General features: G+C 67.8%; 22 protein-coding genes, 2 tRNA genes and 1 pseudogene. 15 read left to right on the forward strand and 10 right to left on the reverse strand.

The features are described from left to right. Window positions 1-71 precede the first annotated feature (71 nt). Window positions 72-479 (reverse strand): DUF2237 family protein, encoded by a 408-nt coding sequence (locus tag FHP25_RS38820; RefSeq protein WP_147852379.1) that lies wholly within the window; start codon window positions 477-479, stop codon window positions 72-74. A gap of 121 nt (window positions 480-600) precedes the next feature. Between FHP25_RS38820 and FHP25_RS38825 the strand changes: the two genes are divergently transcribed. After that, a tRNA-Pro gene (locus FHP25_RS38825) sits at window positions 601-677 on the forward strand. Window positions 678-730: 53 nt separating this feature from the next. Beyond that, window positions 731-1,033 (forward strand): ETC complex I subunit, encoded by a 303-nt coding sequence (locus FHP25_RS38830; RefSeq protein WP_147852380.1) that lies wholly within the window; start codon window positions 731-733, stop codon window positions 1,031-1,033. Window positions 1,034-1,103: 70 nt separating this feature from the next. Here FHP25_RS38830 and FHP25_RS38835 read toward each other — a convergent pair whose 3' ends face one another. Next, window positions 1,104-1,829: an SDR family oxidoreductase gene (locus FHP25_RS38835; protein ID WP_147852381.1), complete on the reverse strand. Its 726-nt coding sequence runs from the start codon at window positions 1,827-1,829 to the stop codon at window positions 1,104-1,106. A 125-nt stretch (window positions 1,830-1,954) separates the two neighbouring features. Between FHP25_RS38835 and FHP25_RS38840 the strand changes: the two are divergent. Further along, window positions 1,955-2,901, forward strand: a pseudogene (locus tag FHP25_RS38840) (LysR family transcriptional regulator). 155 nt (window positions 2,902-3,056) lie between these two features. On the opposite strand, the gene ilvD reads toward FHP25_RS38840, so the two are convergent. Further along, entirely contained in the window at window positions 3,057-4,730 is a 1,674-nt protein-coding gene (gene ilvD / locus FHP25_RS38845) for a dihydroxy-acid dehydratase (protein ID WP_147852382.1), read from the reverse strand. Window positions 4,731-4,830: 100 nt separating this feature from the next. On the opposite strand from ilvD, the gene FHP25_RS38850 reads away from it, so the two are divergent. The 6 genes from FHP25_RS38850 to FHP25_RS38875 all read left to right on the forward strand — a co-directional run bounded on the left by FHP25_RS38850 (window position 4,831) and on the right by FHP25_RS38875 (window position 11,234). Then, window positions 4,831-5,730, forward strand: a complete 900-nt coding sequence (locus FHP25_RS38850) for a LysR family transcriptional regulator (protein WP_147852383.1) — start codon at window positions 4,831-4,833, stop codon at window positions 5,728-5,730. Between the two features lie 272 nt (window positions 5,731-6,002). Further along, entirely contained in the window at window positions 6,003-7,205 is a 1,203-nt protein-coding gene (locus FHP25_RS38855) for a CaiB/BaiF CoA transferase family protein (RefSeq protein WP_147852384.1), read from the forward strand. Window positions 7,206-7,405: 200 nt separating this feature from the next. Beyond that, window positions 7,406-8,542 carry an acyl-CoA dehydrogenase family protein gene (locus FHP25_RS38860; RefSeq protein WP_147852385.1) on the forward strand — a complete coding sequence of 379 codons (1,137 nt, stop codon included), beginning with the start codon at window positions 7,406-7,408 and terminating at the stop codon, window positions 8,540-8,542. A gap of 5 nt (window positions 8,543-8,547) precedes the next feature. Then, window positions 8,548-9,612 (forward strand): acyl-CoA dehydrogenase family protein, encoded by a 1,065-nt coding sequence (locus tag FHP25_RS38865; protein WP_147852386.1) that lies wholly within the window; start codon window positions 8,548-8,550, stop codon window positions 9,610-9,612. Between the two features lie 128 nt (window positions 9,613-9,740). After that, window positions 9,741-10,409 (forward strand): TetR/AcrR family transcriptional regulator, encoded by a 669-nt coding sequence (locus FHP25_RS38870; protein ID WP_178134113.1) that lies wholly within the window; start codon window positions 9,741-9,743, stop codon window positions 10,407-10,409. Between the two features lie 18 nt (window positions 10,410-10,427). Beyond that, window positions 10,428-11,234 carry a crotonase/enoyl-CoA hydratase family protein gene (locus tag FHP25_RS38875; protein WP_147852388.1) on the forward strand — a complete coding sequence of 269 codons (807 nt, stop codon included), beginning with the start codon at window positions 10,428-10,430 and terminating at the stop codon, window positions 11,232-11,234. Between the two features lie 84 nt (window positions 11,235-11,318). Here FHP25_RS38875 and FHP25_RS38880 read toward each other — a convergent pair whose 3' ends face one another. After that, a complete protein-coding gene (locus FHP25_RS38880; RefSeq protein ID WP_147852389.1) occupies window positions 11,319-12,485 on the reverse strand; it encodes a pyridoxal phosphate-dependent aminotransferase in 1,167 nt (388 codons plus the stop codon). A gap of 38 nt (window positions 12,486-12,523) precedes the next feature. Here FHP25_RS38880 and FHP25_RS38885 point away from each other — a divergent pair, with 38 nt between their 5' ends. Beyond that, window positions 12,524-13,222 carry a GntR family transcriptional regulator gene (locus FHP25_RS38885; protein WP_147852390.1) on the forward strand — a complete coding sequence of 233 codons (699 nt, stop codon included), beginning with the start codon at window positions 12,524-12,526 and terminating at the stop codon, window positions 13,220-13,222. A gap of 151 nt (window positions 13,223-13,373) precedes the next feature. Here FHP25_RS38885 and FHP25_RS38890 read toward each other — a convergent pair whose 3' ends face one another. Next, on the reverse strand, window positions 13,374-15,185 hold the full coding sequence (locus FHP25_RS38890) for a DEAD/DEAH box helicase (protein ID WP_147852391.1): 1,812 nt from the start codon (window positions 15,183-15,185) through the stop codon (window positions 13,374-13,376). A gap of 84 nt (window positions 15,186-15,269) precedes the next feature. Here FHP25_RS38890 and FHP25_RS38895 point away from each other — a divergent pair, with 84 nt between their 5' ends. Further along, the gene (locus tag FHP25_RS38895) at window positions 15,270-16,460 is read left to right on the forward strand and encodes a helix-turn-helix domain-containing protein (RefSeq protein WP_147852392.1); all 1,191 of its coding nucleotides are present in this window, start codon (window positions 15,270-15,272) and stop codon (window positions 16,458-16,460) included. A gap of 131 nt (window positions 16,461-16,591) precedes the next feature. After that, complete coding sequence (locus tag FHP25_RS38900; protein WP_147852393.1) at window positions 16,592-17,383, forward strand: class I SAM-dependent methyltransferase; 792 nt, start codon at window positions 16,592-16,594, stop codon at window positions 17,381-17,383. Window positions 17,384-17,630: 247 nt separating this feature from the next. Here FHP25_RS38900 and FHP25_RS38905 read toward each other — a convergent pair. The 3 genes from FHP25_RS38905 to FHP25_RS38915 all read right to left on the reverse strand — a co-directional run bounded on the left by FHP25_RS38905 (window position 17,631) and on the right by FHP25_RS38915 (window position 19,616). Beyond that, window positions 17,631-17,706: transfer RNA gene (locus FHP25_RS38905), tRNA-Arg, on the reverse strand. Window positions 17,707-17,920: 214 nt separating this feature from the next. After that, window positions 17,921-18,694 (reverse strand): class I SAM-dependent methyltransferase, encoded by a 774-nt coding sequence (locus FHP25_RS38910; protein WP_147852394.1) that lies wholly within the window; start codon window positions 18,692-18,694, stop codon window positions 17,921-17,923. Next, window positions 18,669-19,616, reverse strand: coding sequence for a hypothetical protein (locus FHP25_RS38915; RefSeq protein ID WP_147852395.1), 948 nt, complete (start codon window positions 19,614-19,616; stop codon window positions 18,669-18,671). Before FHP25_RS38915 ends, FHP25_RS38910 begins: the two co-directional genes overlap by 26 nt. 415 nt (window positions 19,617-20,031) lie before the next feature. Between FHP25_RS38915 and FHP25_RS38920 the strand changes: the two genes are divergently transcribed. Further along, entirely contained in the window at window positions 20,032-20,916 is an 885-nt protein-coding gene (locus FHP25_RS38920) for a M15 family metallopeptidase (protein WP_147852396.1), read from the forward strand. Then, window positions 20,913-21,416: a hypothetical protein gene (locus FHP25_RS38925; RefSeq protein WP_147852397.1), complete on the forward strand. Its 504-nt coding sequence runs from the start codon at window positions 20,913-20,915 to the stop codon at window positions 21,414-21,416. The genes FHP25_RS38920 and FHP25_RS38925 overlap by 4 nt, the downstream gene beginning before the upstream one ends. On the opposite strand, the gene FHP25_RS38930 is transcribed toward FHP25_RS38925, so the two are convergent. Together FHP25_RS38930 and FHP25_RS38935 are read right to left on the reverse strand one after the other, a co-directional pair. After that, complete coding sequence (locus FHP25_RS38930; RefSeq protein WP_218578956.1) at window positions 21,374-22,882, reverse strand: glycoside hydrolase family 30 protein; 1,509 nt, start codon at window positions 22,880-22,882, stop codon at window positions 21,374-21,376. The genes FHP25_RS38925 and FHP25_RS38930 overlap by 43 nt on opposite strands. A 58-nt stretch (window positions 22,883-22,940) precedes the next feature. Beyond that, complete coding sequence (locus FHP25_RS38935) at window positions 22,941-24,677, reverse strand: ABC transporter ATP-binding protein/permease (protein ID WP_178134114.1); 1,737 nt, start codon at window positions 24,675-24,677, stop codon at window positions 22,941-22,943. A 124-nt stretch (window positions 24,678-24,801) separates the two neighbouring features. Between FHP25_RS38935 and FHP25_RS38940 the strand changes: the two genes are divergently transcribed. Beyond that, the gene (locus tag FHP25_RS38940; protein ID WP_147852399.1) at window positions 24,802-25,350 is read left to right on the forward strand and encodes a DUF488 domain-containing protein; all 549 of its coding nucleotides are present in this window, start codon (window positions 24,802-24,804) and stop codon (window positions 25,348-25,350) included. Window positions 25,351-25,582 lie beyond the last annotated feature (232 nt).

Below are 25,582 nucleotides of genomic sequence, written 5' to 3' on the forward strand. Positions count from 1 at the left end.
CGCGCCGCTCCAGCGGCGCCTCTTGGTGTTGTGGAAGAGCGCCGCTGGAGCGGCGCGGCCCGACCAAATCCTCAGCTCGGCAGCAGGGCGTGGCGCCTGAGGTCCTCGCCCGACACCACCAGCAGCGTCGCCTGGTGCGTCGCCTCGAGGATCACCAGGGGCGCGGCATCGGCTTCCAGCGCCTCCTGCCAGCGCGCCGCGCACAGGCACCAGCGATCGCCCGCCTTCAGGCCGGGGAAGCCGTATTGCGGCATCGGCGTCGACAGGTCGTTGCCGCGCTCGCGCGAGAAGCGCAGGAATTCGTTGGTCATCACCGCGCACACGGTATGCAGGCCGTGGTCGTCGCGGCCGGTGTTGCAGCAGGCGTCGCGGTAGAAGCCGGTCAGCGGCTCGACGGAGCAGGGCTTGAGCGGCTGGCCAAACACGTTCAGCGGCGGCGCGCGGCCGTCGCCGCCTCGTTCCGGCGTCTGGTCGAACATGGTGACCTCCCTAAGCGAATGCCCTTCTATAGGACAGCTCCGGTCGGGAGGGCAAAATGCCCCTTCCGGCCGCCCGCCGGCGCTGTTAAATACCGGCGCCCACAGGGGTTTCCGAGGTCGTCGGGGCGTAGCTCAGCCTGGTAGAGCGCTTGCCTTGGGCGCAAGAGGCCGTCGGTTCGAATCCGGCCGCCCCGACCAGACCGAGGGATACCCGCCACGGGCGGCGCGAAGAGGGAAGCAGCGGTCGAGCCATGCAGGTCAGGATCTACAAGCCGGCCAAGACGGCCATGCAGTCGGGTACCGGCAACACCAGGGAATGGGTGATCGAGGCCGAGCCGTCGCGCAAGGAGATCGATCCGCTCATGGGCTGGACCAGCTCGCGCGACACGATGAACCAGGTCGTGCTGCGCTTCGAGACCAGGGAGGAGGCGATCGCCTACGCTCAGAAGCAGGGCTGGATGTACAGCCTCGCCGAGCCCAAGACGCGCGCCGTGCGCCCGCGCGCCTACGCCGACAATTTCGCCTTCACCCGCATCGGCCAGTGGACGCACTGATCTTCAATTCTCACCGTCATCCCGCGCGTCGGCGCGGGATGACGGGTTCCTTGGATGACGGCCGGCCGCCTTACTTCGTCGTGTAGCCGCCGTTGATCAGGATGGTCTGGCCGGTGATCCACCAGCCGTCCGACACCAGGAAGCGGATGAAGGGCACCACGTCCTCGATGTGGGTGAGGCCGCTCTTGGTGAACGCCGACAGCGCCGCCGCCGTCTTGTGGTACGCCACCGCGTCGGCGCCCTCGGCCGGGTAGAAGAAGGGCGTGTCCATCGGGCCCGGACCGACTGCCGTCACCGAGATGCCGCGGGCGCCGAACTCCTTGGCCGCGGCGCGCACGAAATGCTCGATCGGCGCCTTGGTGCCGGCATAGGCGGCATAGAAGGGCGTGAAGGCGCCGAGCAGCGACGTCACCAGGGTCAGCACCTTGCCGTTGTCGTTGACGTGCCGGCCGGCCTCCTTGAGGAAGAAGAAGGCCGACTTGGTGTTCACCGCCGACATTTCGTCGTATTCGGCCTCGGATATCTCCGTGAGCGGCTTCTTCAGCACCTTGCCGGTGGTGTTGATGGCGATATCGGGCCTGCCCACCGCCGCGATGGCGTCAGCGAACAGCCTCTCGACCGCGCCCGCTGTGGTCAGGTCGGCCTGCAACGCCGCCGCCCTGGTGGCGGCGCTGTTGTAGTGGATGGCCACGGCCTTGGCGCCGTGCCGGGCGAGGTCGCGGGCGATCAGCCCACCCAGGTTCTTCGCCCCGCCGGCGATGATGACGGTTTTGCCCTTGATGCTGTGATCGGCCATGGCCTGCCTCCTGCCGTGTAAGGGTTCCAGGCGGTCACGCTATTCGTCTATAATGACGCCATAAAGCCTGCCTTCTTGACATAAGTTGTCAGGATTTTCGAACAATAGGCCGGGTGGAGGCGCCCGTGGACCGCATCGATCTCTTCCGCATCTTTGCGCGCGTCGTCGACAGCGCGAGCTTCACCCGTGCCGCCGATACGCTGGGCCTGCCGCGCTCCTCGGTGTCGGCGGCGGTGCAGGACCTGGAGACCCGCGTCGGCGCGCGCCTGCTGCACCGCACGACACGGCGCGTCGCCCCGACGCAGGACGGCGTCGCCTTCTACGAGCGCTGCCAGCGCGTCATCGCCGATGTCGAGGACACCGAGAACCTGTTCCGGCAGACCGCCGTGGGACCCAGCGGCCGCCTGCGCACCAATGTGCCCGGCCGCATCGGCCGGCTGATCATCGCCCCGGCGCTGCCGGCCTTCCTGGCGCGCTATCCCGACTCGACATCGAGCTCGGCGTGACCGACCGCGCCGTCAACCTGATCGAGGACAGCGTCGATTGCGTGCTGCGGGTCGGGCCGCTGACGGATTCCGGCCTCGTGGCGCGCCGCATCGGCGAGCTTGCCCTGATCAACGTCGCGAGCCCGGCCTACCTGGCGCGCCATGGCACGCCGCAGGCGCCGGCCGACCTCGGCGCCCATCTCGCGGTGAACTACGCCTCGCCGTCGAGCGGCCGGACCGAGGCCTGGGAATGGGTCGAGGACGGCGCGGTGCGTACGCTTCCCATGCGCGGCCGCGTCACCGCCAACAGCGCCGAGGCCTATATCGCCTGCTGCCTCGCCGGGATCGGCCTGATCCAGATCCCGGCCTACGACGTGGCCGGCCATCTGGCGACCGGCGAGCTGGTCGAGGTGATGCCGGCGCATCGCGCCGCGCCGCTGCCCATGACCTTGCTCTATCCGCACCGCCAACACCTGTCGCGCCGGCTGCAGGTCTTCGCCGACTGGCTGACCGGGCTGCTGCAGTCGGCCTGCCCCTCGATGCCGCCTTCACCCCGCGCCGCCAGCGGGGGTAGGGCGATCGCATAGTCTTCATGGTGAGCTTGTCGAACCATGAAGGCGTCGCACGGGCAGTGGTGCGACGCTTCATGGTTCGACAAGCTCACCATGAAGCGTTTTCCCGCCATTTGGGTTGCGGCCGCAGGCTGCGCTGTGCCTCTGTGATTTTCTGCCCGCCGCCGCCGCTACCCGGTCACCGCGCCCTGCGTGGCTGGCCGCGCCAATTGCGCGAATTTGGCCAGCACGCCGCGGGTGTAGCGCGGCGGCGGCCGGCGCCAGGCGGCGCGCCGGCGCTCCAGTTCGGCCGCGTCGACCTCCAGCTCCAGCACCTGGCGATGGGCGTCGATGGTGATGCTATCGCCCTCGGCGACCAGCGCGATGAGGCCGCCGTCATAGGCCTCGGGCGTGACATGGCCGACCACCATGCCCCAGGTGCCGCCGGAGAAGCGCCCGTCGGTGATCAGCGCCACGCTGTCGCCCAGGCCGCGGCCGATGATGGCCGAGGTCGGCGCCAGCATCTCGGGCATCCCCGGGCCGCCCTTGGGTCCCAGGTAGCGCAGCACCAGCACGTCGCCGGGCCGGATGCGGTCGGCGAGGATCGCCGCCATGGCCGACGCCTCGTCCTCGAACACGCGCGCCGGGCCGGTGATCGTGGGATGCTTGACGCCGGTGATCTTGGCGACGGCGCCGTCGGGCGCCAGGTTGCCCTTGAGGATCGCGAGATGGCCCTGGCGGTAGAGCGCCCGGTCGATCGGCAGGATCACGTCCTGGCCCGGCGGCGGAGTGCTGCCCACCGCCTGCAGTTCCTCGCCCAGGCTGCGGCCGGTGATGGTGAGGCAATCGCCGTCGATCAGGCCGCCATCCAGCAGCAGCTTCAGCACTTGCGGCACGCCGCCGGCGCGGTGCAGGTCGGCCGCCATGTAGCGGCCCGACGGCTTGAGGTCGCAGATCACCGGCACCTTGCGGCGCACGCGCTCGAAATCGTCCAGCGTCCATTCGACCTCGGCGGCATGCGCGATCGCGAGGTAGTGCAGCACGGCATTGGTCGAGCCGCCGGTGGCCATCACCAGGGTGATGGCGTTCTCGATCGCGCGGCGGGTGATGATGTCGCGTGGCCGGATGTTACGCTTCACCGCCTCGACCAGCACCCGCGCCGAATCGGCCGCGCTCTGGGTCTTCTCGGTGTCGAGATTGGCCATCGAGGACGAGCCGAGCAGGGACAGGCCCAGCGCCTCGAATGACGCGCTCATGGTGTTGGCGGTGTACATGCCGCCGCAGGCGCCCAGGCCGGGGCAGGCGTGGCGCTCGATGGCCTCGAAATCGGCCTGGCTGATGCGGCCCGCCGTGTAGGCGCCGACGGCCTCGAAGGCCGAGACCAGCGACAGGTCCCGGCCGTTCCAGCGGCCGGGCCTGATCGAGCCGCCATAGACATAGATCGCCGGCACGTTGGCGCGCGCGATCGCCATCATGCCGCCCGGCATGTTCTTGTCGCAGGCGCCCAGCACCAGCACGCCGTCCATCCACTGGCCCTGCACGCAGGTCTCGATCGAATCGGCGATCACCTCGCGCGAGACCAGGGAGTATTTCATCCCCTCGGTGCCCATCGCCATGCCGTCGGAAATCGTCGGCACGCCGAAAAGCTGCGGGTTGGCGCCGGCCGCCTTGACCGCGGCGACGGCGGCATCGGCCAGGGGCTGCAGGCCGCCGTTGCAGGGCGTGATGGTGGAATGGCCGTTGGCGATCCCGATCATCGGCTTGTCGAAATCGGCCGCCTCGTATCCCAGCGCGTAGTACATCGCGCGGTTGGGCGAGCGCGTCACGCCCTGGGTGATGTGCTGCGAGCGTTCGTTGAACGGCATGGCTTCCTCCGGCTGCGTCCAGGCGCCGGATTACGGCTTTCATATCGTCGCGTGAAATATATAATTCCTGCCTTATTAAGTCTTCTCACATATAAGTCCCATGGACCTGCGCCAGATCCGCCACTTCGTGGCCGTCGCCGAGGAGCTGAGCTTCAGCCGCGCCGCCGAGCGGCTGCGCATGACGCAGCCGCCGCTGAGCCAGTCGATCCAGGCGCTGGAGGAGACGCTGGGCGTGCGCCTGTTCGAGCGCACCAGGCGACGTGTCGCGCTGAGCCCGGTGGGCGCCGACTGGCTGGCGCATGCGCGCCGGCTGCTGGCCGACGCCGCGGCGCTGCCCGGCGTCGCGCAGCGCCTGGCGCGCGGCGATCTGGGGCGCCTGCGCGTGGCCTTCGTCAGCACCGCCGACTACAGCGTGCTGCCCGATCTGGTCAGCCGCTACAAGGCCGGTGCTCCCGACGTCGAGGTGTCGCTGCAGGAGATGACCAGCGACCTGCAGGTCGAGGCGCTGCTCGAGGGCGCCATCGATGTCGGCCTGGTGATCCCGCCGTCCAAGGCAGGCCTGCACCCGACGCTGGCCTATCGCCGCCTGATCATCGAGCCACTGGTGGCCGCCGTGCCGCAGCGCTGGCTGGCGTCGGGCCGCATCAGGCCCAAGGGCGGCGGGCTGCGGCTTGCCGACGTTGCGGCCGAGCCGTTGATCCTCTTCCCACGCCGCAGCGCGCCGGCCTTCCACGACCTGATCACCGGCTACTACGCCTTGAACGGCGCCACGCCGCTGTTCGGGCAGCCGGCGATCCAGATGCAGACGATCATGAGCCTGGTCTCGGCCGGCATGGGCGTCGCGCTGGTGCCGCAGTCGCTGGAGAATCTCGGCCGCGCCGGCGTGCGCTGCCTGAAGCTGGACGGCGCCCCGCCGCGGATCGAGACCGGGCTGGCCTGGCGCCGAGAGGACAAGTCGCCCACCGTCGCCCGCTTCGTCGCCGTCGCGCGCCGGCGCTGACGGAAGCTGCTGTCATCCCGAGTGAACTCCCTTGGCATCCCGAGCGAACACCCTGTCATCCCGAGCGCAGCGAGGGATCTCCTGCGGCAGGACGCACGGTGCGCCATTCGCGGGAGATCCCTCGCTGCGCTCGGGATGACAGTAAGGCCGTATGGATCGGCCGGACGCGCGTCTGCCTTGCGTCCGCGTTATGAAACTCTGGAGTAACGCTATTTGACGCGCTGATAGAATTCCACTACCCCCGGGGCAGGTCCGCTGGGAGGGAAGACATCGTGAAGGCGTTGGATCATGTGACCGTGCTCGACCTGTCGCGGGTGGCCGCCGGTCCGTTGGGCACGCAGACGCTGGCCGATCTTGGCGCGCGCGTGTGGAAGGTCGAGTCGCTGAAGGGCGACGACACGCGCACCTGGGGGCCGACCACGGCCAGCGGCAACAGCGAAGGCCCGTACTTCACGGCCGTCAACCGCGGCAAGCAGGGGCTGGCCATCAACTTCAAGGACCCGCGCGGCCAGGCCTTGATCAAGGGCCTGGCGCAGCACGCCGATGTGCTGGTCGAGAACTACAAGGTCGGCGACCTGGCGCGCCACGGCCTGGGCTACGGCGATCTGGCGCCGCTCAACCCGCGGCTGATCTACGTGTCGCTCACCGGCTACGGCCAGGACGGGCCGCGCGCCAGCCAGCTCGGCTACGACACCGTGCTGCAGGCCCTGACCGGCATCATGACCCTGACCGGCGATGCCGACCGGCCGCCGGCAAAGGTCGGCGTCGCCTGGATCGACGTCATGTCCGGCCTGACCTGCACCGTGTCGGTACTCGCCGCCCTGGCGGCGCGCGACAAGAGCGGGCAGGGGCAGCATGTCGACCTGTCGCTGTTCGATGTCGGCCTGATGGCGCTGCTGGATGCCGGCCAGGACTACCTGCAGAACGGCAATGTGCAGGTGCGCTCCGGCAGCGTGCACCGCAACTTCGCGCCGTCGCAGCCCTTCGAGGCGACGGACGGCTGGCTGATCATGGCCATCGCCAACGAGGATCAGTATCGCCGCTTCTGCGCCATGATCGGCCGCGACGATCTCCTCACCGATCCGCGCTTCACGGACAACCGCAAGCGCCTGCAGCACCGCGAGGTGCTGGCGGCCGAGGTCGCGGCCGAGATCGCCAAGCGCAGCCGCGCCGAGTGGATCGAGCTGGGCGTGCGCAACAAGGTGCCGATCAACCCGATCCACTCGGTCGGCGACGCCTTCGGCGACGGCCACGCCGAGGCGCGCGGCGCCGTCTGGAACCTGCCGCGCGCAGGCGACGCGCCGCTGCCGGTGATCGCCAGCCCCTTGCGGCACATGAGCGCCACGCCGGCGGCGCCGTCATCGCCGCCGCCCGGCCTGGGCCAGCACACCGGCGCCGTGCTGCAGCAGGTCCTGAAGCTCGGCGCCGACGAGATCGCGGCGCTGAAGGCCGACGGCGTCATCCACTGCCCATAGCCGAAGAGAAAGCCCACCACAGAGGCACAGAGACACAGAGGTCACACAGAGCAAGACATTATCGCGCGCCGAAGGTGCGCATCGGTTTCTCTCTGTGCCTTCTCTGTGCCTCTGTGTCTCTGTGGTTGTCTTTCATGACGCAATGCGAAGCCCCCTCCGGCAGGGGCTCTCGCAATGACAGGAAGGCCCGAACGACGACGATGACAGACCCAGAGATCGACCGGCGCTGCCGGGTGCTGCGCGAGGAGGTCCGCGACTTCCTGCGCGAGGAGATCCGCTCCGGCGCCATCACGCCGCAATGCGATGCTTGGCTGACCGGCTTCGATCCGGCGTTCACGCGCCGCCTGGCCCGGCGCGGCTGGATGGGCATGACCTGGCCCAAGGCCTATGGTGGCCATGAGCGCTCGCAGCTCGAGCGCTTCGTCGTGATCGAGGAGCTGCTGGCGGCCGGCGCGCCCACCGCCGCCCACCACACCAACGACCGCCAGGTCGGCCCGATGATCCTGCGCTGCGGCACCGAGCAGCAGAAGCAGACGGTGGTGGCCGGCATTGCCCGCGGCGAGTGCGTCGTGGCCATCGGGCTCAGCGAGCCCGACACCGGCTCCGACCTCGCCTCGGTGCGCACGCGCGCCAGCCGCATCGACGGCGGCTGGCGCATCAGCGGCAGCAAGATCTGGACGAGCTACGCCCATCACGCCCAGTACCTGATCGCGCTCTGCCGCACCGGCGAATCGCGCGAGCAGCGCCATGTCGGGCTGACCCAGTTCATCATCAGGCTGCCCGACCCGCGCGTGCGTATCCGGCCGATCAAGCTGCTGACCGGCGGCCATCACTTCAACCAGGTGTTCCTCGACGATGTCGAGGTGTCCGACGATGACGTCCTGGGCGAGGTCGGCGGCGCCTGGGCGCAGATCAGCGCCGAGCTGGCGCTGGAGCGCAGCGGCCCGGAACGCTTCCTCAGCACCTTCCCGCTGCTGTCGCATGTCGCCGGTGCCGCCGGCGCATCGAGCGGCGAGGAGATGCTCTGCGCCATCGGCGAGCTGACGTCGCAGCTCTGGTCGCTGCGGTCGATGTCGATGGACGTCGCCCGCATGCTGGAAGCCGGGCGGTCGACCAACGCCGAAGCAGCGATGGTGAAGGACCTCGGCACCCGCTTCGAAGGCGACGTGCCGGAACGGCTGCGCGCCTTCATCGCGGCCCAGCCGACGGCGGCATCAGCCGATCCGGCGCAGGTGCTGCTGGCGCAGGCGATCCTGCAGTCACCGGGCTACACCCTGCGCGGCGGCGCCAACGAGATCTTGCGCGGCATCGTCGCCCGCGACCTGGGACTGAGGTGATCGCCATGAGCAGCGACACGATGCTGGTCGACACCCTGGCCCGCCTGCTGGAGGCAAAATCCCGGCCGGCGGACGTCCAGGCGGCGGAGCAGGAAGACGGTTGGCACGCGACCCTGTGGCGCGAGCTCGATGCCCTGGGCCTCGCCGACATCGACAATTTCGATCCTGAGCACGGCCTCGTCGATCAGCTCGCGGTGCTGCAGCTTCTGGGCCGGCACGCCGCCTCGGTGCCGTTCGTGGAATCGGTCATGATCGGCCAGTGGCTGTGCCGGCAGGCAGGGCTCGACGCGATGCCGGGCATCGTGATCGTGGTGCCGCTCGATCCGTCGGGCGGCGTGAGCGCGGCCAAGGCGGGCGACGCCTGGCAGCTCGCCGGCACCGCTGCCAAGGTGCCCTTCGCCCGCGCCGGCAATCGGCTGCTGATCCTCGCGTCCGGTCCTGACGGCCCGGTGGTGGCATCGGTGGATCCGTCCGACTGCTCGCTGGCGCGCTCGGCCAACATGGCGGGCGAGCCGCGCGACACGGTCAGGCTCGACGGGCTGCGCCTGCCGGCATCTTCTGTGTGCCCGTTGCCCGACGGCGTGACGGTCGCCGCGCTGTGGGAGCGCGGCGCCCTGGGGCGGGCGGCGATGATGGCCGGCGCGCTGCAGCGCGCGCTCGAGTTGTCGCTGCAATACGCCAAGGACCGCAAGCAGTTCGGCCGGCCGATCGGCGCCTTCCAGGCGGTGCAGCAGAACCTCGCGATCCTGGCCGCCGAGGTCACGGCGACGCGGGCGATGGTCGACCTCGCGGGCCGCGTCCAGGGCGGCCGTCACCAGCGCGCCGCCGTCGCGTCGGCCAAGGCCCGCGCCGGCCGCGCCGCCGGCATCGCCGCCCGCATCGCGCACCAGATCCACGGCGCCATGGGCTTCACCGGCGAATACCCGCTGCAGCTCTTCACCCGCCGCCTGTGGTCGTGGCGCGACGAGTTCGGCTCGGACCGCGACTGGGCACGGGTGCTGGGCGCGCTCGCCGCCGCCGAGGGCCCCGGCGGCCTGTGGCCCATGATCACCGCCGCGGGCGATCGCTGAGCGACCGTCAGGGCGACGGCAAATGGCGCCGGGAAGGCAAACCACAGAGGCACATGCGATGGCTCTCGCTGTGTCGTGAACATGGCTGAATGCCCCAGGCGCAGCGGGGGAAGGTGGAGGAGGCAGGCATGACGGGGCGATGGCGGTCGGCCGTGCCCAGCCGCGAGGAGCAGCATGCGCTCAAGCGCCGTGCCGTGGTCAAGGAGGCCGGCCGCGCCTTCGGCCGGTTCGGGTTCCACAACACGTCGCTGGACGACGTCGCGCGCGCGCTGCACATCAGCAAGCCGACCTTCTACCGCTACTTCGAGAACAAGCAGGCGCTGCTGTTCGAGTGCCACACGCTGGCGCTCGACCTGGGCGAGGAGTCGGTGGCGTTCGCGCAGCGCAACGGCGCGACCGGCCTCGACAAGGTGCTGCTGATGATCCGCCACTACGTGGCGGTCTATGCCCGCGAGCTGGGCGCCGTCGGCATCGTCACCGACTTCCATTCGCTGGCGCCGGAGCACCGCAGGATCGTGCAGAAGCGCCGCGACCGCTTCGACCGCATCCTGCGCGGCTTCGTGAGCGAGGGCATTGCCGACGGCTCCATCCCGCCCTGCGATCCCCGGATGGTGGTCTCCTGCTTCATGGGCGCGATCAACTGGGTGCCGGTCTGGTTCTCCAGCGCCGGCCCGCGCAGCGGCGAGGAGCTGGCCGAGGCCTTCGCGCGGATCTTCGCCACCGGGCTGCAGAGCGCCACGGCCGATGCCGGCAAGGCGCTGTCCATGAAGCTCTCGCCCAGCCCCGTCACCTCATGATCGCCGGAAGGACCGCTTATGGCCCGCGATGACCTCGTCCTCTACGACCGCCATGACCACATCGTGACGATCACCCTGAACGATCCGGGCACCCGCAATGCCCTCTACGAAGGCGGCCTGATCGATGCCCTGGCCGCGGCGCTGGCGCGCCTCACCGAAGATGCCGAGGCGCGTGTCGCCATCCTCACCGGCGCCGGCACCGCCTTCTCGGCCGGCGCCGACCTCAAGCAGATGACGGGCGAGCAGGGGATCTGGAGCCGCAAGCCGCTGGACATGATGGCGTTCTACCGCGACGGCATCCAGCGCATCCCGCTGACCCTGGAGCGGCTCGAGATCCCGATCATCGCCGCGGTGAACGGGCCGGCCTACGGCGCCGGCTGCGACATCGCCTGCATGTGCGACATCCGCCTGGCCAGCGCCACGGCCGTCTTCTGCGAGGTCTTCGTGCGGCTGGGCGTGGTCTCCGGCGACGGCGGCGCCTGGTACATCCCGCGCGTGATCGGCGCCTCGCGCTACGCCGAGATGGCGTTCACCGGCGATCCGGTCGACGCCGAGGAGGCGCTGCGCATCGGCCTGGTGTCCCGGGTCGTGCCGCCCGAAGCGCTGATGGACGAGGCAAGGCGCCTGGCCGGCCGCATCGCGCGCAACGCGCCGCAGGCGCTGCGCATGACCAAGCGCCTGCTGCGCGAGGGCCGCCACCAGCGCATCGACAGCCACCTGGAGATGACGGCGGCGCTGATGAGCCTGTGCCACACCACCGACGACAATCGCGAGGGCATGCTGGCAGCGCTCCATAAGCGCCCGCCGCGCTTCGAGGGAAAGTAGGGCGCTTCAAGCCGTCATCCCTCGCTGCGCTCGGGATGACGGCAATATGATCGACGACGGCGCCCGGCCGGCCCCCGACCGGCCCTACGCCCGCAAGGCGCGGCGCACGCGCGCGCCGAGCCCCCGCAGCCGCGACACGGGCTCGTTGGAGAAGACGAAGCGGATGTATTGCGCGCCGTGCGTCTCGCCCCAGCCCGCCATGGCGGTGGCGCAGACGCCCTCGGCCAGCAGGCGCTGCGACATCGCCGCGCCGTCGAGCCCGAAATCGCAGACGCGCAGCAGCATCGACCAGCCGCCGCGCGGCAGGCCGAACGGCAGTCCGTGCAGCTCCTCAGCCAGAGCATCGCGGCGCGCCTGCAGCTCGGCGACATAGGCCGGCAGCGTGTCCGGCGATCGCTCCAGCGCGATGGCCACGGCATCCTGGCCGATGCCGACCGGCACCACGACATTGGCAAGCGACACCGCCACCAGGTCGGGCATGAAGGCTGGCGGCGCCACGATCCAGCCCACCCGCCAGCCGATCATCCGCAGCTCCTTGGCGGAAGAGCCCACCGTGATGATGCGGTCCGCCATGCCGGGCAGACCGGCGGGATGAATGACCGGCGCCGCATCGAAGACCAGCCGCTCCATGGCGCTGTCGAGGATCAGCAGCAGGTCGTGCCGCACGCAGAGCTCGGCGACGAGCGCCCAGTCCTCGGCATCCAGCAGCCCGCCGGACGGCATTGAGGGCGACATCAGCAGCATCGCACGCGTGCGCGCCGTCACGCACGCACGCAGCGCCGCGCGGTCGAGCGTCCAGGCGCCGCCCGGCGTGAAGCGCAACGGCGCGAAGCAGGGCACGCCGCCGGCCAGCCGCACGCGGTTGATCAGGCCGGCATAGGTGGGGTCGGTGACGATCACCTCGTCGCCCGTCTCGATGGTGGCCAGCAGCACGTTGAGGATGCCCGACAGGCCGCCGGCCGAGATCACGCAGTTGCGCTCCGTGTAGGGCACGCCCGCGATGCGGCCGACATGGGCTGCCGCCACCGCGCGCAGATGGTCCTGGCCCACGAAGGGCAGGTAGCTGTTGTCGGCATCCTCGGCCGCGGCCCGGCGCGTGCGTGCGATGGCCTCCGGGTCCGGCGGGATGTCGACGTCGAGGTTCTCCAGGCGCAGGTAATCGCGGCCGGGCTCGGCATCGGCGATCGAGCCCATCCGGTCGACGCCGATACCGGCGATGGCGTGCAGTCGGGAGGGACGGGCGCGAGTCATGGTGGACCTGAAGGTTTAAATCATAGATAATCTATTAAATGGAGAGACCGGCGACATTTCAAGCGGATACGTCAGGGCCCGGCGGCGGCGAAGCGGGCACGCTGGCGGATCGCATCGCGCGCGTCCTGGCCGAGCGCATCGTCGCCGGCCGGATCGGCCCCGGGACGCGGCTGCGCCAGGATCACGTCGCGGCCGAGTTCCGGGCCAGCCACGTGCCGGTGCGCGAGGCCTTCCGGCGCCTGGAGGCGCAAGGCCTGGTGCAGAGCGAGCCGCGGCGCGGCGTGCGCGTGCCGCCCCTGGATCCGGATGCCGTGCTCGAGGTCACCGAGATGCGTGCGGCCCTGGAGGTGCTGGCGCTGCGCCACGCCGTCGACCGCATCGGCGCCGCCGAGATCGCCGCCGCCCGCGACGCCATCGCTTCCGGCGCGGTGTCGCATGATATCCGGGTCTGGGAAGCCACCAACCGCCGCTTCCACCGCATCCTGATCACGCCCTGCGGCATGCCGCGCCTGCTGGCGGCGGTCGACGACCTGCATCGCGCCAGCGCGCGCTTCCTGTTCGCGACATGGCGCGCGCTCGACTGGCAGCCGCGGTCCGACCAGGAGCACCGGGCCTGCCTCGACGCGATCGAGCGCGGCCAGGCCGCCGAGGCCTGCCGCCTGATGGAGGCCCATGTCCGCGACGCCGGCCACGCCCTGGTCCGCCGCCTGCGCAGCGCGATGCCGGCGGGGAGCTGAGCGCTTGGATTCACGGTCGGTCCTGTCATCCCGAGCGCAGCGAGGGATCTCCTGCCAGCGACGGACGGTGCGCCATTCGCGGGAGATCCCTCGCTGCGCTCGGGATGACAGTCGTGATTCACCTTTCATCAATGGCGGGTAGCAGCCCGGCTCAACCTGGACGCTTCGGCTTGCCCTTGTGCTTGCGGGGGTGGTCGCGATACGTCGGCGCGGCATCGCCCCGATGCGTCGGAATCCTTCCCGGCTTTCCGCCTTTGCCGAACGTCGGCTTCGCCCGCCACGGCGTCCCGCGCGCCTCTGCGACAGGCGTGATGACGATCCCTCGCTCGGTGCTGCCGGGCAGCCTGACCTGCTCGGCGAAGCCGGCCGCCTTGTCCGCGGCGATCTCGAAGCGGGTTTCCGTCTCGTCGATCCTGATCGAGCCGACGTCACGCTTCGACACGCCGCCGGCGTTGCAGATCATCGGCAGCAGCCACTTCGGATCGGCGCGCTGCCTGCGGCCGAGCGGCAGCGTGAACCAGACGCCGCCGACCATGCCCGGTCCGCGCGGCTCGCGCATCGTCGCCGGACCGCGCTCGCCCTCGCTCCACTTGTCGCGCCTGGGCCTTCTTGCCTGCATGTCGGCGACCGGCAGCGGCGAGAGGTCCTCCGGCACCGGGCGGGCCGCCACCTGCTGGCGCAGGAAGGCCGCGGCAATGCGCTCCGGGGTCGCCTTCGCAAGCAGCTCCGCCACGAACGCCGCTTCCGCCTCGTCCGGCTCGGTGGCCGAAAGCGCCGCGTCGAGGATCTGCCTGCGGTAGCGGGCCTCGATCTCGGCGATGCCGGGGGCGGCGCGTGCTGTGGCCCACAGCCTGGCGAACGCCAGCACGCGCTGCGCGGCGGCGCGGCGGTGCTCGGGGACGATGAGCACGCACACTCCCTTCCGGCCGGCGCGCCCCGTCCGGCCGGAGCGGTGGAGCAGCGTCGCGGGATTGCTCGGCACATCCGCATGGATCACGAGATCCAGGTTCGGCAGATCGATGCCGCGCGCCGCGACGTCGGTCGCCACGCAGACATGCGCGCGGCCGTCACGCATCGACTGCAGGGCGTTCGACCGCTCCGACTGCGCCATCTCGCCCGACAGCGAGACGACCGAGAATCCGCGATTGGCCAGCCGCGCGGTCAGGTGGCGCACTGCCTCGCGCGTGTGGCAGAACACCAGCGCGCTGGCGCTGTCGGAATCGAGCAGCGTGTTGATGATGGCATGCTCGCGCTCGTCGCGCCGGACCAGCACCACCTGGTACTCGATGTCGGCATGCTGCTCGGTGGCGGCGGTCACGGCGATGCGCACCGCGTCCTTCTGGAAGCTCCTGGCCAGCTCCGCGATGCCACGAGGGACCGTCGCCGAGAACAGCAGCGTCCGGCGCTGCTGCGGCGCTGCGCCGAGGATGAACTCGAGGTCCTCGCGGAAGCCGAGGTCCAGCATTTCATCGGCCTCGTCCAGCACCACGGCGCGGATCGCGCCGAGGTCCAGCGCGCCCCTGGTGATGTGGTCGCGCAGGCGTCCCGGCGTGCCGACGACGAGATGCGCGCCACGTTCCAGCGCGCGGCGTTCCTTGCGCATGTCCATGCCCCCGACGCACGTCGCGGTCTGGATTTGCGTCGCCGCGTAGAGCCAGTCGAGCTCCCGCTGCACCTGGATCGCCAGCTCGCGCGTCGGCGCGATGATCAGCCCGAGCGGGAAGCCGGCTGCGTCGAATTGTCCGGCATGGCCGAGCAGCGTCGAGGCGATCGCGATGCCGAAGGCAACCGTCTTGCCCGAGCCGGTTTGCGCCGAGACCAGGAGGTCGGCATCGACATGCCGCCCATCCGCCATCTCCATCTGGACCGGCGTCAGCTGGCTGTAGCCCTTCGCTTCGAGGGCGGAAGCGAGGGCGGGGTGGATGGTCGTCGGCAGGGATGCTGCGTCGTCAGTCGGTGTCATGTTCGCGGTCTCAGTGTCGAAGCCGCATACCACGGCAGCCGTCCAGGTACTTACCCGGTACCGGCTATCGGTAGAAGGCGAATCGTGACTGCCATCCCGAGCGCCGTGACGGATCCTCGCCGCGCTCGGCAGGGCGATCGCATTGAGCTGTGTCAAGGCGAACACGTTCGCGTGATGCGAAATGACCGGCGCGACGTAAGCGAATGCTCAGTGTGCCGGTTCGACTTTCGGATAGTGGATTTTCTTTCGGCGGTGCTGGGCTGCGGTCAATGCCAGGATTATGGCGGGGAACAGTTTATGGACGAGCTGTTGGCGCGACAGCGGGAGCGCATCGGCTTTCCGCGGACGAGCTTTCGCGGGCCCGACGAACTCGCCGCTGTGTACAGAACCTGGGATATGGACGTTGTGCAGCTGAAGCCTGAAACGGGCGATAGCTGGACGGCATCCGAGCAGCTTGGGGACCTTCGTGTCTGGGCGTCCAGCTTGACGGGCCGCTACGGCGTCCGCATGGGCGTGCCGCCACAGACGGTGCTCGTGCAGATCAGCTCGGGCCAAAGCGGCAGCAGACGAATTGGTGGGATGGAGCTGCAGACCAGTGATATCCTGGCTGGCTTCGCAGGACTTGAGCTCATTGGAATCGTAAATCAGCAGCAGCGGGGCACCAGCTTCGTGATGGCGCTTCAAAGCGTCAGGCAAGCGTTGGCGGATCGTGCGCCCGGGTCAGACAGGCTTGCGCGAGGAAGCGCACCGCTGGTTGTCTCCAACAGCCTGTCCCGGATCGCGGCGATGGGCCGGCTGGTCGACGCTGCAATGTCCCTGGAGAACGCCCGAGACAGGCTCTTGGCATCCAGCGACATTGTTGACCTGCTGATCGGCACGATACTGTCGCCTTGGCACCAGGCGACAGATCTGGCCTTTCGCCTGCCAACGTTTCAGCGCCTGCCGATCGTGCGGCGCGCAGAGGAGTTCATGCGCGCACGGTTAGGTGACCCGCTCACGCTGCAAGACATCTGCCATGCGGCAAGAGCAAGCCAACGTTCGGTCGAGTATGCGTTCAGCGGCACGTATGGATTGGGGCCGAAGCAGTACCTGAAAGCGCTGCGCCTCAACGCCGTCCGGCTGGCTCTGATATCGCAGCCCCCGAACGTGGAAAAAATCAACCAGATCGCGAGACGCCATGGGATCTGGCACATGGGGCACTTTACGGAAGACTATTGTCGCGTGTTCGGCGAAACCCCACAGCAGACCAAGGCGCGGCGCTGGCCGCAACGATGACGATCAGGCTCGCCTGTTCGCGCCCTGCCTCCCGCGCTGCCGTTGGCGGGTTGTGGAATTGTGTGCCGCGGACCGTGTAAGCTCCCGTCGGGACGACAACAACTTCGCTTTGGCACTGCATCGAGGATCACATGCCATCGAACTTTGTCGCTAAAGGTGCAGATGGCTATGAGGCCACAATGGGGCGCTGGAGCAAGCGGCTGGCCGCGCCATTCCTTGATTTTTCGAGGGTGCCTTCCCGTGGCAGCGTGCTCGATGCGGGATGTGGCACCGGCAGCCTGACCTTGGCGCTGGCTGCTCACCCCGATCTGACAGCAATCGAGGCTATGGACTTTGAGGAGGACTTCGTCGCCGCTCTGCGCAAGCGCACAACTGATCCCAGAATAAACGCGCAAAAAGGTGATGTCTGTGCGCTGCCCTATGGAGATGGGGAGTTCGATGGCGTCTACTCCCTCCTGGTGCTTCACTTCGTGTCGGATCCGTATCAAGCGGTGCGGGAAATGCGGCGCGTCCTGCGACCCGGCGGTACCGCCGCGGCTACCGTCTGGGCTTATGGCGGCTTGCCGAGTTGGCGCTTGTTCTGGGACGCAATCCTCGCGCTTGAACCGAAAGTGGCCGACAAAGACCCGCGCACAAAGCGGCCGATGACTGGCGAAGGAGAGCTGCGCGCTACCTTCGAAAGCGCAGGCTTTGCGGACGTTGCCGATAGCGTGCTCACGATCCATATGGACTACGCAAATTTCGACGATTACTGGTACCCGATGGTTTACGGCCAAGGAACCTTCGGCAGTTTTTTTGATGGGCTGCCCCAAGCAAGGCGCGACCAGCTTCGGGACGCGGTGCGAGCAGCTTACCTTGGCGACGACAGCGACGGACCTCGGGGCTTTGCGACCGTTGCCTTGGCGGTCCGAGGCACTGCTTGACACCGTTGCCCCAGAGATGGGCGGATGCGACCACTCTCCGCCACCCAGCTCGTTTGATCCCGTCTCCCCCGCGCAGGCCAGGGCATTCACATATGGCGTCGGGCCGCCGAATCTCGACGATGCCCTCTACCTTCCTCCCGCTTGCGGGGGAAGGTAGTCGAAAAGCCATATGCGATCGCCCTGCCTGCTTGCGCGGCGAAATTCCAAAGAAAAGCCGGGGCTGAACCCGGCATATGTCATTGAAGATTGGCGCGCCCGGCAGGGATCGAACCTGCGACCTGCCGCTTAGAAGGCGGCTGCTCTATCCGCTGAGCTACGGGCGCCGCACCGGGAGGCACCATAACGGCTGCCGTCCGTCACGCAACAAGAGTTCCGCGAAGCTGCCCGCGGCGTCCTTCCGGCCGCGGCGCACGGCGTCGGGCGCGGGCGGTCAGGCGATCTGCTCCAGATCGGGTTGCGCATGGCTGACTGGTCGAGCAGGGTCGCGAGGAAGGGCCATATGCGATCGCCATGGTGGACGCAGGCAGGCGTAAGCTGTCAGAGGCGCGGCGCCATATGGAGGTGTGTCTCGCAGGCCAGCTCGAGGCGGCCACCCTGGGCATCGATCGCGGCGGCGAGCGCCGCGAAGAGAGCTTCGCGCTGCGCCGGCGCCAGCATCCGGTGATAGGATTGCGTGCGTGACAGGTCGATGAAGCTCGCCGTCGTGTGGGGCTGGCGCCAGGGGTAGCGTTGGTGCATCACGGCGCCGAACCGTCGCGAGTCGTCGAACAGCCGGGGAACGGGACCGCCGGGCAGGTACCAGGCCTCCGGCGGCGGCCCTGGCGTGAAACCCGGGATGTGCTGCGCGTAGATGCGGTGAAACTCATCGAGCAGCGGCGATGGACGCGGCACGGGCACGTTGCCGAAGATCGCCAGCCAACCGCCGGGCGCCATGGCCATGGCCGCCTTGGCGAAGAATACCTCGGGTGCGATCCAGTGCGCGGCCTGCGCGGCGGCAACGAGCTTGAAAGCCGCCGGCGGCGCCAGCCAGTCCTCGAAGCGCGCGGCGACGAGCGTGATGTCGTTGAACGGCGCAAGGCTGCTTCGCGCCACGCGGATCAGGTCCGCGCCGGGGTCCAGCGCCACGACATGCAGGCCACGCTGCGCGAAGCCCGCGGTTGCCTTGCCGGTTCCACACCCGACCTCGAGGATCGGATCGCCCGCCGTCAGGCCGGCGGCACGGACGATATCGGCGAAGAGGGCATCGGGATAGCCGGGCCGCGCCGCGTCATAGAGGTCGGCAACCTCATCGAACGTTGCGCCCTGTTCCATGGCCCGTCTCCGCCGCCCGGTCGCTGCCGGTCACCCGCTGATCCCCGTCAACGGCGGCGATTCTACCCTGGATTCCTGCCGGCGTGACGTCTTGCGTGCTGTCGCCGAGCAACATGACGAACGCCGCGATCTCGTCGAACCGGAAGCCGCCCTCGGACGCGCCGCGGAACACCGTGCCGCCTTTCTCGACGGCGATGGCAGGGAAGCGGGAGACGTCATAGCGGTCGCCTTCCTGGAGGATCACCTCCCTGCGGCTGTGATCGTTCCAGTCATGCATGGATATGGAGGAGCCGCTTCCCGGAAACATTGCCGTGAGCCGGTCGAGCACGGGCTGCAGGCGTTCGGATATCATTCTGGCCGTGAGCGCGAAGCCGCGGAACATGATCGGCCCCTCGGCCGCCGCAAACGCGCGTCTCAGCGCGCCGAACAGGGGCTCCTCCCGCTGCCGCCAGGTCTCCTCGTCGAAGCCGGGGCGCTCGCCGGTGCCGCGCGCCGCCCACGGTGGGGGAGCCACCGTGTAGCCGAATATGTCCTCGACCTTGCCATCGGCGTCGACCCGTGGCGACCAGAACGTGCGCAGGGCACCTGCCTGAAAAACGATGACGCCGGGCTCGTTGCGATGTTTGCCATCGATCCGGCCGATCTCGGCGATGGGATATCGACCACTGTCCCGGATCGCCTCGAACGTATCCCGGAAGTAGGCGAGGACAGCCCGCTTGCCGACGATCAGACCGGCGACGTTCTGGCTGCCGAACACGGCGCCCCTGGCCAGGACAGCGCGCATGGGCCCGGCATCGCACGTGTTGATCGCCAATGCGAGCGCCCTCGCGGCCGCCATGCAGGCCGCATCATGAGCGTCCGGCTTGGGGTCATCCGACCACACCATCATCCGGGAGGTGTCCAGCAGCTTCTGTTCAGCCATCGCGCGGTTCCTCCTGGCGCCATCTGCTACCGTGAAGCGTGTCCTTTTATGCAAATACAATAGTATCCTGAATGAGGATTACGCCGCCATCAACCAACCACCGGTAGTTATGTGTAACTAAAGTAAAAAGTTAGTATTTCTATATAACTATCTGTAAAAATTTGAATTTTATATATTCATGATCTGAGATAAGAAAATCTCTGACGAAGGATATGCCGCGCGTCACAGAGGGCCCGGAGAGAGGGCTTGCGGCGGGATACCGACAAGTCGGCCCTGGACATTGCGGCTGTGTAAAATTTGTGACGCCCCCGTCACGGGGGAGGGAGCGAGGTTTTCACCTGACGCCTGTTTTGCTATTGTGGCTTAGATGAGTGGGCAACCGCTTTTATTTGCAGTTACGTTACGGTGAGATCCCATGGCCATCATACACCTCAGTGACTCAGTCGGCGCCGGCGGACGCAACGTCCGCCCGGACGTGCTTGCGGTGCAGACCCTGCTGACCCACCGTGGCCAGAGGCCGGGCGCGCCCGACGGCCTTTGCGGCCCTCGCACCATCGCCGCGATCAAGATGTTCCAGGCCAGGTTCATGCGCACGCCGGACGGCCTGGTGGGCGTCAACGGGCCGACCTGGCAGCGGCTGGTGCACGGCACCATCCCGGGGCTGCACGGGCCTGGCGCCGCCGGTCCGGCCGGCGGGGGCCTGCAGCTGCCGCCCCCCAAGCCGCCGTCATCCGGTCCCGCCGTGCCGGCCAAGGACCCCAGCATGACGGAGCTGCTGCCCAAGCCGGAGAAGGGCACGTTCAATGCAGGCCTGAAGGCCGTCTCCAACAAGATGATGAAGGAGATGTTCGGCAATCCGCGCGAGACCTACAGCCAGGATTGCCAGGCGATGACCAATGCCAAGCTCAAGCGCAATGTCGTGTCGGAGTCCGTGGGTCCGTTCAAGGCCACGGGCCTGAAGCCGGCGGTCGCCAGCCTGAAGCAGGTCTTCGGCGAGATCTCCATAGCGCTGCCCCTGCTGGCGCCGCGCATCGGCACGGCGGGCATGCTGTGCTGCCGCTACCAGCGCGGCTCCACGACCGCGATCTCCAACCACTCCTGGGGCACGGCGATCGACCTCACCATCAACGGCATCCTGGACAAGCGTGGCGACAACAAGGTGCAGGTCGGGCTGACGCTGATCGCGCCGTTCTTCAACAAGCACGGCTGGTACTGGGGCGCCATGTTCGGCACCGAGGACGCGATGCATTTCGAGGCGAGCGTCAGCCTGGCCGAGAAGATCAAGGCCGAGCTGTCGTGACGGCCGCGCCTCGCAGGGCGCGCCGGGCCGGCGCCGCGTGGACCATGGTCTGCGCGGCGCTGCTGCTGGCAGCGCTGCCGGCGCCGCACGATGCGGCCGCCCGCGCCCAGGAACGCCCCGCCGACTGCCGCCTGGCGGCGCCCGCGTCGTGGCAGGGGGTGAGCATCGAATGGCTGGGGCCCTGCGCGCAGGGCGCGGCCCAGGGCGCGGGCGTGGCGATCGCGCGCGCGGCGGGACGTGAGCCGGAGCGCTTCTTCGGCACCGCATCAGCCGGCCAGCTGTCGGAAGGCGTGTTCGACCTCCCCGACGGCTACCGGCCGGCGCGCTTCGAGAAGGGCGCCGCCGTCGCGCTCGAGGACCGCAACCAGATCATCGCCGCCTTCCGGACCGCATCCGACGCCGCGCGCCAGGTCAGCGCGCGCCTGAAGGCCGCCGGCAAGGGCGACGCCGCCCGCGCCTATGCCGAGGATGCCGAACGGCTGGCCAGCCAGATGGACTGATCCTCGGGCTGGTCGAGGCTGGCCGGTTTGGTCCGATGGTGCGCCGTGAGGGGCCGCGCCATGGGCGGCACGGCGGCGCTGTGCCTCCTCGACCATGTGTTCCGGCCGGCCCCAGCTCTCTCGCTCCGGGCCAGCACTGTTGCCACGTTCCACCTGAGCGTCGCGACATCACCCGCGCCCAGCTCCAGAGTTGCGTAGGCGCCTTGGTGCTGAATGCGAAAGCGCCTTGCACCCTCGGCGTCATTCATGACCACCATCACCATCCGCGAATCAGGCGTCAGACAAGTCACGTTGGGAAGCTGATCCACCTCGCTTGAATAAACCCGCACCGACTCCGGCCGGATGAACCTCGCCGAGTGCGCCATCAGATAATATCCGGGATTTCGCTTGATCGTGGCCCCGATGGTAACGCCGCCCATGGCTCCCACGGCGCCGTTGGGCGTGTGCAGGGCGTACTCGGGATCGGAGGCGAGATTCCACTCCAGCGCGGTACGGCTCCAGTTTCTCAGGGCGCCGATGATGACATTCCTTGCATGCCAGCGCAGCGCGCCCATGAAATCTTCACGCGCGGAAACCCATTGTTCGGTGAAGTACACTTTTTGCGCTGGATACCGCGCCCGCACCACCGACATCGCCTCCGGCGATCCGCTGTACAAATGCCAGGCAACGCCGCCGATATAGGCGCGCGCCTCTGCGTCCCCCAGCACTGTGAGCGGATAATCTGGTTCGTCGCAATTGTGGTCCCAGCAGAGTATTTCTGTTTCGGGCGCGCCTTTGCGCAATGCCGGTCCAAGGTATCCCTTGATGAATTCCGCCTGTTCCGTGGCGGCCATCACCATGCTCGGCTCGTTCTTGGGATTGTGCGGCTCGTTCTGTGGTGTCACCGCGCTGACATGAATGCCATGCCCACGCATCGCTTCCACGTATTTCACGAAGTATCGTGCATACGCCGAATAGCATTCCGGCTTGAGCGACCCTGCCACGAAGCTGCCGTTGCTCTTCATCCACGGTGGTGCCGTCCACGGCGAAGCGATAATTTTCACAGCCGGATTGATCCGCAATATCTGCTGCAGCACGGGAACGACTTCCGGGTCACAGGCGGCAAGATTGAAGCGCGAGAGGTCGGGGTCCGCCGTTCCGGGAGGCAGATCCCAATAGGTGCAATCTCTCCGGCCGAGGTCGGAGGCGCCGATGCTCAGTCGCAGACAGCTCAGCCCGACCGAAGCATCGCTCAAGCCAAACAGCTCCTCCAGCAGGTCGGCGCGGTCTGCTTCTGGAAGCCCCGCCAGCAAATACGCACTGCCGCCCGTCAACGCAAACCCGAAGCCTTCGATCGGTTGAAAGGTCCGGTTATCGTCGATTTCGATCGTGGGGAGCGCGTCTTGCGGCAACGATCTGGAAAACGCCACCGGCTGCATGGGTTGCAGCAACGAATTGGCATTTTGCGTGACCCAGCCCTCGATCATCCGTGGTCGTCCTGCTTCGGGGCCCGTCACACGTGGGCGCCATTGCGCTGCGCTCGGATCACCCGGACGCGGTTGTTGCCTCCACACGCAGCACGCGTTGGAAAAATCCGTCAAACAATCCGGCACGACCAACGGCCACGACCGCCGCCGATGGAAATTCCGCAACCAGCAGCTCGGCCATCTCACGTTGGGTCGCTTCATCGAGCGCATTCATTGCCTCGGCCAGGAAAATCCAGTCGGGCCGATGAAGCAGCATGCGCGCAAAGCTGAGCCTTTGCTGTTGAGCCACGGAGAGCACCTGCTCCCAATTCTCGATCACGCCAAGATTCCCTGCCCAGTCGCCCAGGCCCACACGATGCAACGCCGCATTGATGTCGCCCGGCGTGCACACGCCGAGTGTCAGCGGGTAGCAGACGGCTTCACCCAAAGCTCCCACGGGCAGATAGGGCCGGTCGCTGGCCACGAAGATGCTTGCGCCGGCTGGCAGTGTCACCTTTCCGGTGCCCCATGGCCAAAGCCCTGCAACGGCGAGGATGAGCTTGTGGCAGATCGCCGTCTTGCCCTCGATCAGCACATGTTCGCCGGGGCCGATCTCGGCCGTTATCTCCTTCATCACCGGCGCCGCATCGTGTTTCATCACGCGCACGCCGGCGAGCTGCAGCAAACTGCCCTCATGCTTCACCTCGATGCGGTTCGCGCCGAGCTTCTCCTGAAGCTCGCCCAGCGCATCCTGCAGCGCCATCACGCGTTCGACGGAGGCCCGCCATTGGGCGATGCCGGAAAGATTGTCGACGGGAAACGATAGCGCGGCGGTGACTTGCGAAAACGCCTGGGCCATCTGCATCAGCGTGCCCAGCGAGATGAACCCCATGATATAGCGCGGCGCCGCGACAAGAAGCGGAAACGGGTTTGCCAGCACGCCGTATGCCGTGGTGAACACGATGATGCGCACCAGGCCATAGGTCTGGCGCTCCCAGCCCCGTCGCACGCCACGCAGCAGCTCCTGAAGATGCGTTCGCTCATCGGCATCGCCGCCGATCAAGGCGATGCTTTCTGAATATTCCCGCGCGCGTGCCAGGCCAAACCGGAAATTGGCTTCCACCGTCTGCCGCAGATTGGAGGCGCCGACCAGCGGCGACCCCGCCCATAGCGCCAGGCTGGTGCCGATCGCCGAATAGGCGAGCGCGACGAAGACCATGAAGCCAGGGATGGGAATGACCGTCCCGCCGGCTTCCACGTGGATGACACCGGAGAGCGTCCACAGCACGGCGACGAATGTCCCGAACAGCAGGATGCAGTAGAACAAGGCTTGGCCCAGCTCGACGGCCGCCTCGGTCGTCACGCGGATATCTTCGGCGATTCGCCCGTCCGGATTGTCGTGGTCACCCGCGATCAGGCCGAGCTGATAGTGCCTTCCTTGCGCCATCCAGACCGACAACGTGTTGTTGGTGATCCAGACACGCCAGGCAAATTCCAGGCGTCGCTTGGTATGAAGCGTTATGGAGAACACGAGGATGCTTGCCAGAAGCAGGAGCACGAAGGTCGCGATCAGACCCAGGAACGCATCGAGGTGACGGCCTTCTATCGCGTTATAAAGCCGCGCCGACCAGGAATTCAGGCCGACCTGAACCGCGACCTGCGCAACCGTCAGGGCCGCGATCAGCGCCAGACGTCCCCGGTTCATCCATTTGTGCCCGGCCGACCAGAAGGGCAGGGCAAAAAGGACGAAGCGCCATAGGAAGCCGCAGTGATCGAGCATTCCGCTCTTCGAGCGGGCCGCCGTATCCTGCGTCATGGGCTCGGCTCGACTACACTGCATGGATAGGGGCCCGGCTCACGCATCGCAGTCATGTCTCGGTCCCGGAAGCGCTTCAAACAGAAAGAAAGTATGTGTCCAAAGGGCTGAAGCCAATAGAGCTATGACGAATACTTTCTTCACCATAGGGCATTCGACCAGGCCCCTCGCTCAATTCGTTTCTCTCTTGCAGGAATCGGGCGTCGATCTCGTGGTTGACGTAAGATCGATACCGCGATCGCGCACCAACCCGCAGTTCAATCAGCAGGAGCTCTCGGCAGAACTGTCCTCATGGCAGATCGGCTATGAGCATATCACGGAACTTGGCGGCCTGCGGGGCAGGACGCGCAACGCGCGACCTTGCCTCAATGCGCACTGGCGGCTGCGCAGCTTTCAGAATTACGCTGACTACGCGCTGACGGCGCCCTTCGCCTCGGGTCTGGCGCGCCTCAGGGAGCGGGGTCGGCAGCATCGATGCGCAGTGATGTGCGCGGAAGCCGTCTGGTGGCGTTGCCACCGCCGGATCATCGCCGACCACCTCCTGGCCGCGGGAGAGCGCGTGATGCACATCCTCGGGCCGTCGCACGTCGTGGCGGCAAGCCTGACTGCCGGTGCGGTTGTGCGTGACGACGGAACGGTCGTCTATCCCGCCGAAGGGCCGCGGCTGGAATGAGACGACGATCGTGACCAGTGGACTGATACATCCGTCATCCCGAGCGCAGCGAGGGATCTCCCGCGTGGGACGCACAGCGCGCCCTTCGCAGGAGATCCCTCGCTGCGCTCAGATTCTATGTAGCGACGAGAGGTCAGGAGGTAGGCTTTGAGTTTGGACCGAGCCTACGGAGGAAGAGAGATGAAGTCTTCGCAACACGCTGACACCCCCGCCGCTGAGACGGAGTTTGCCA

The sequence above is a fragment of the Vineibacter terrae genome (assembly GCF_008039615.1).
Classification (GTDB): Bacteria; Pseudomonadota; Alphaproteobacteria; order Reyranellales; family Reyranellaceae; genus Vineibacter; species Vineibacter terrae.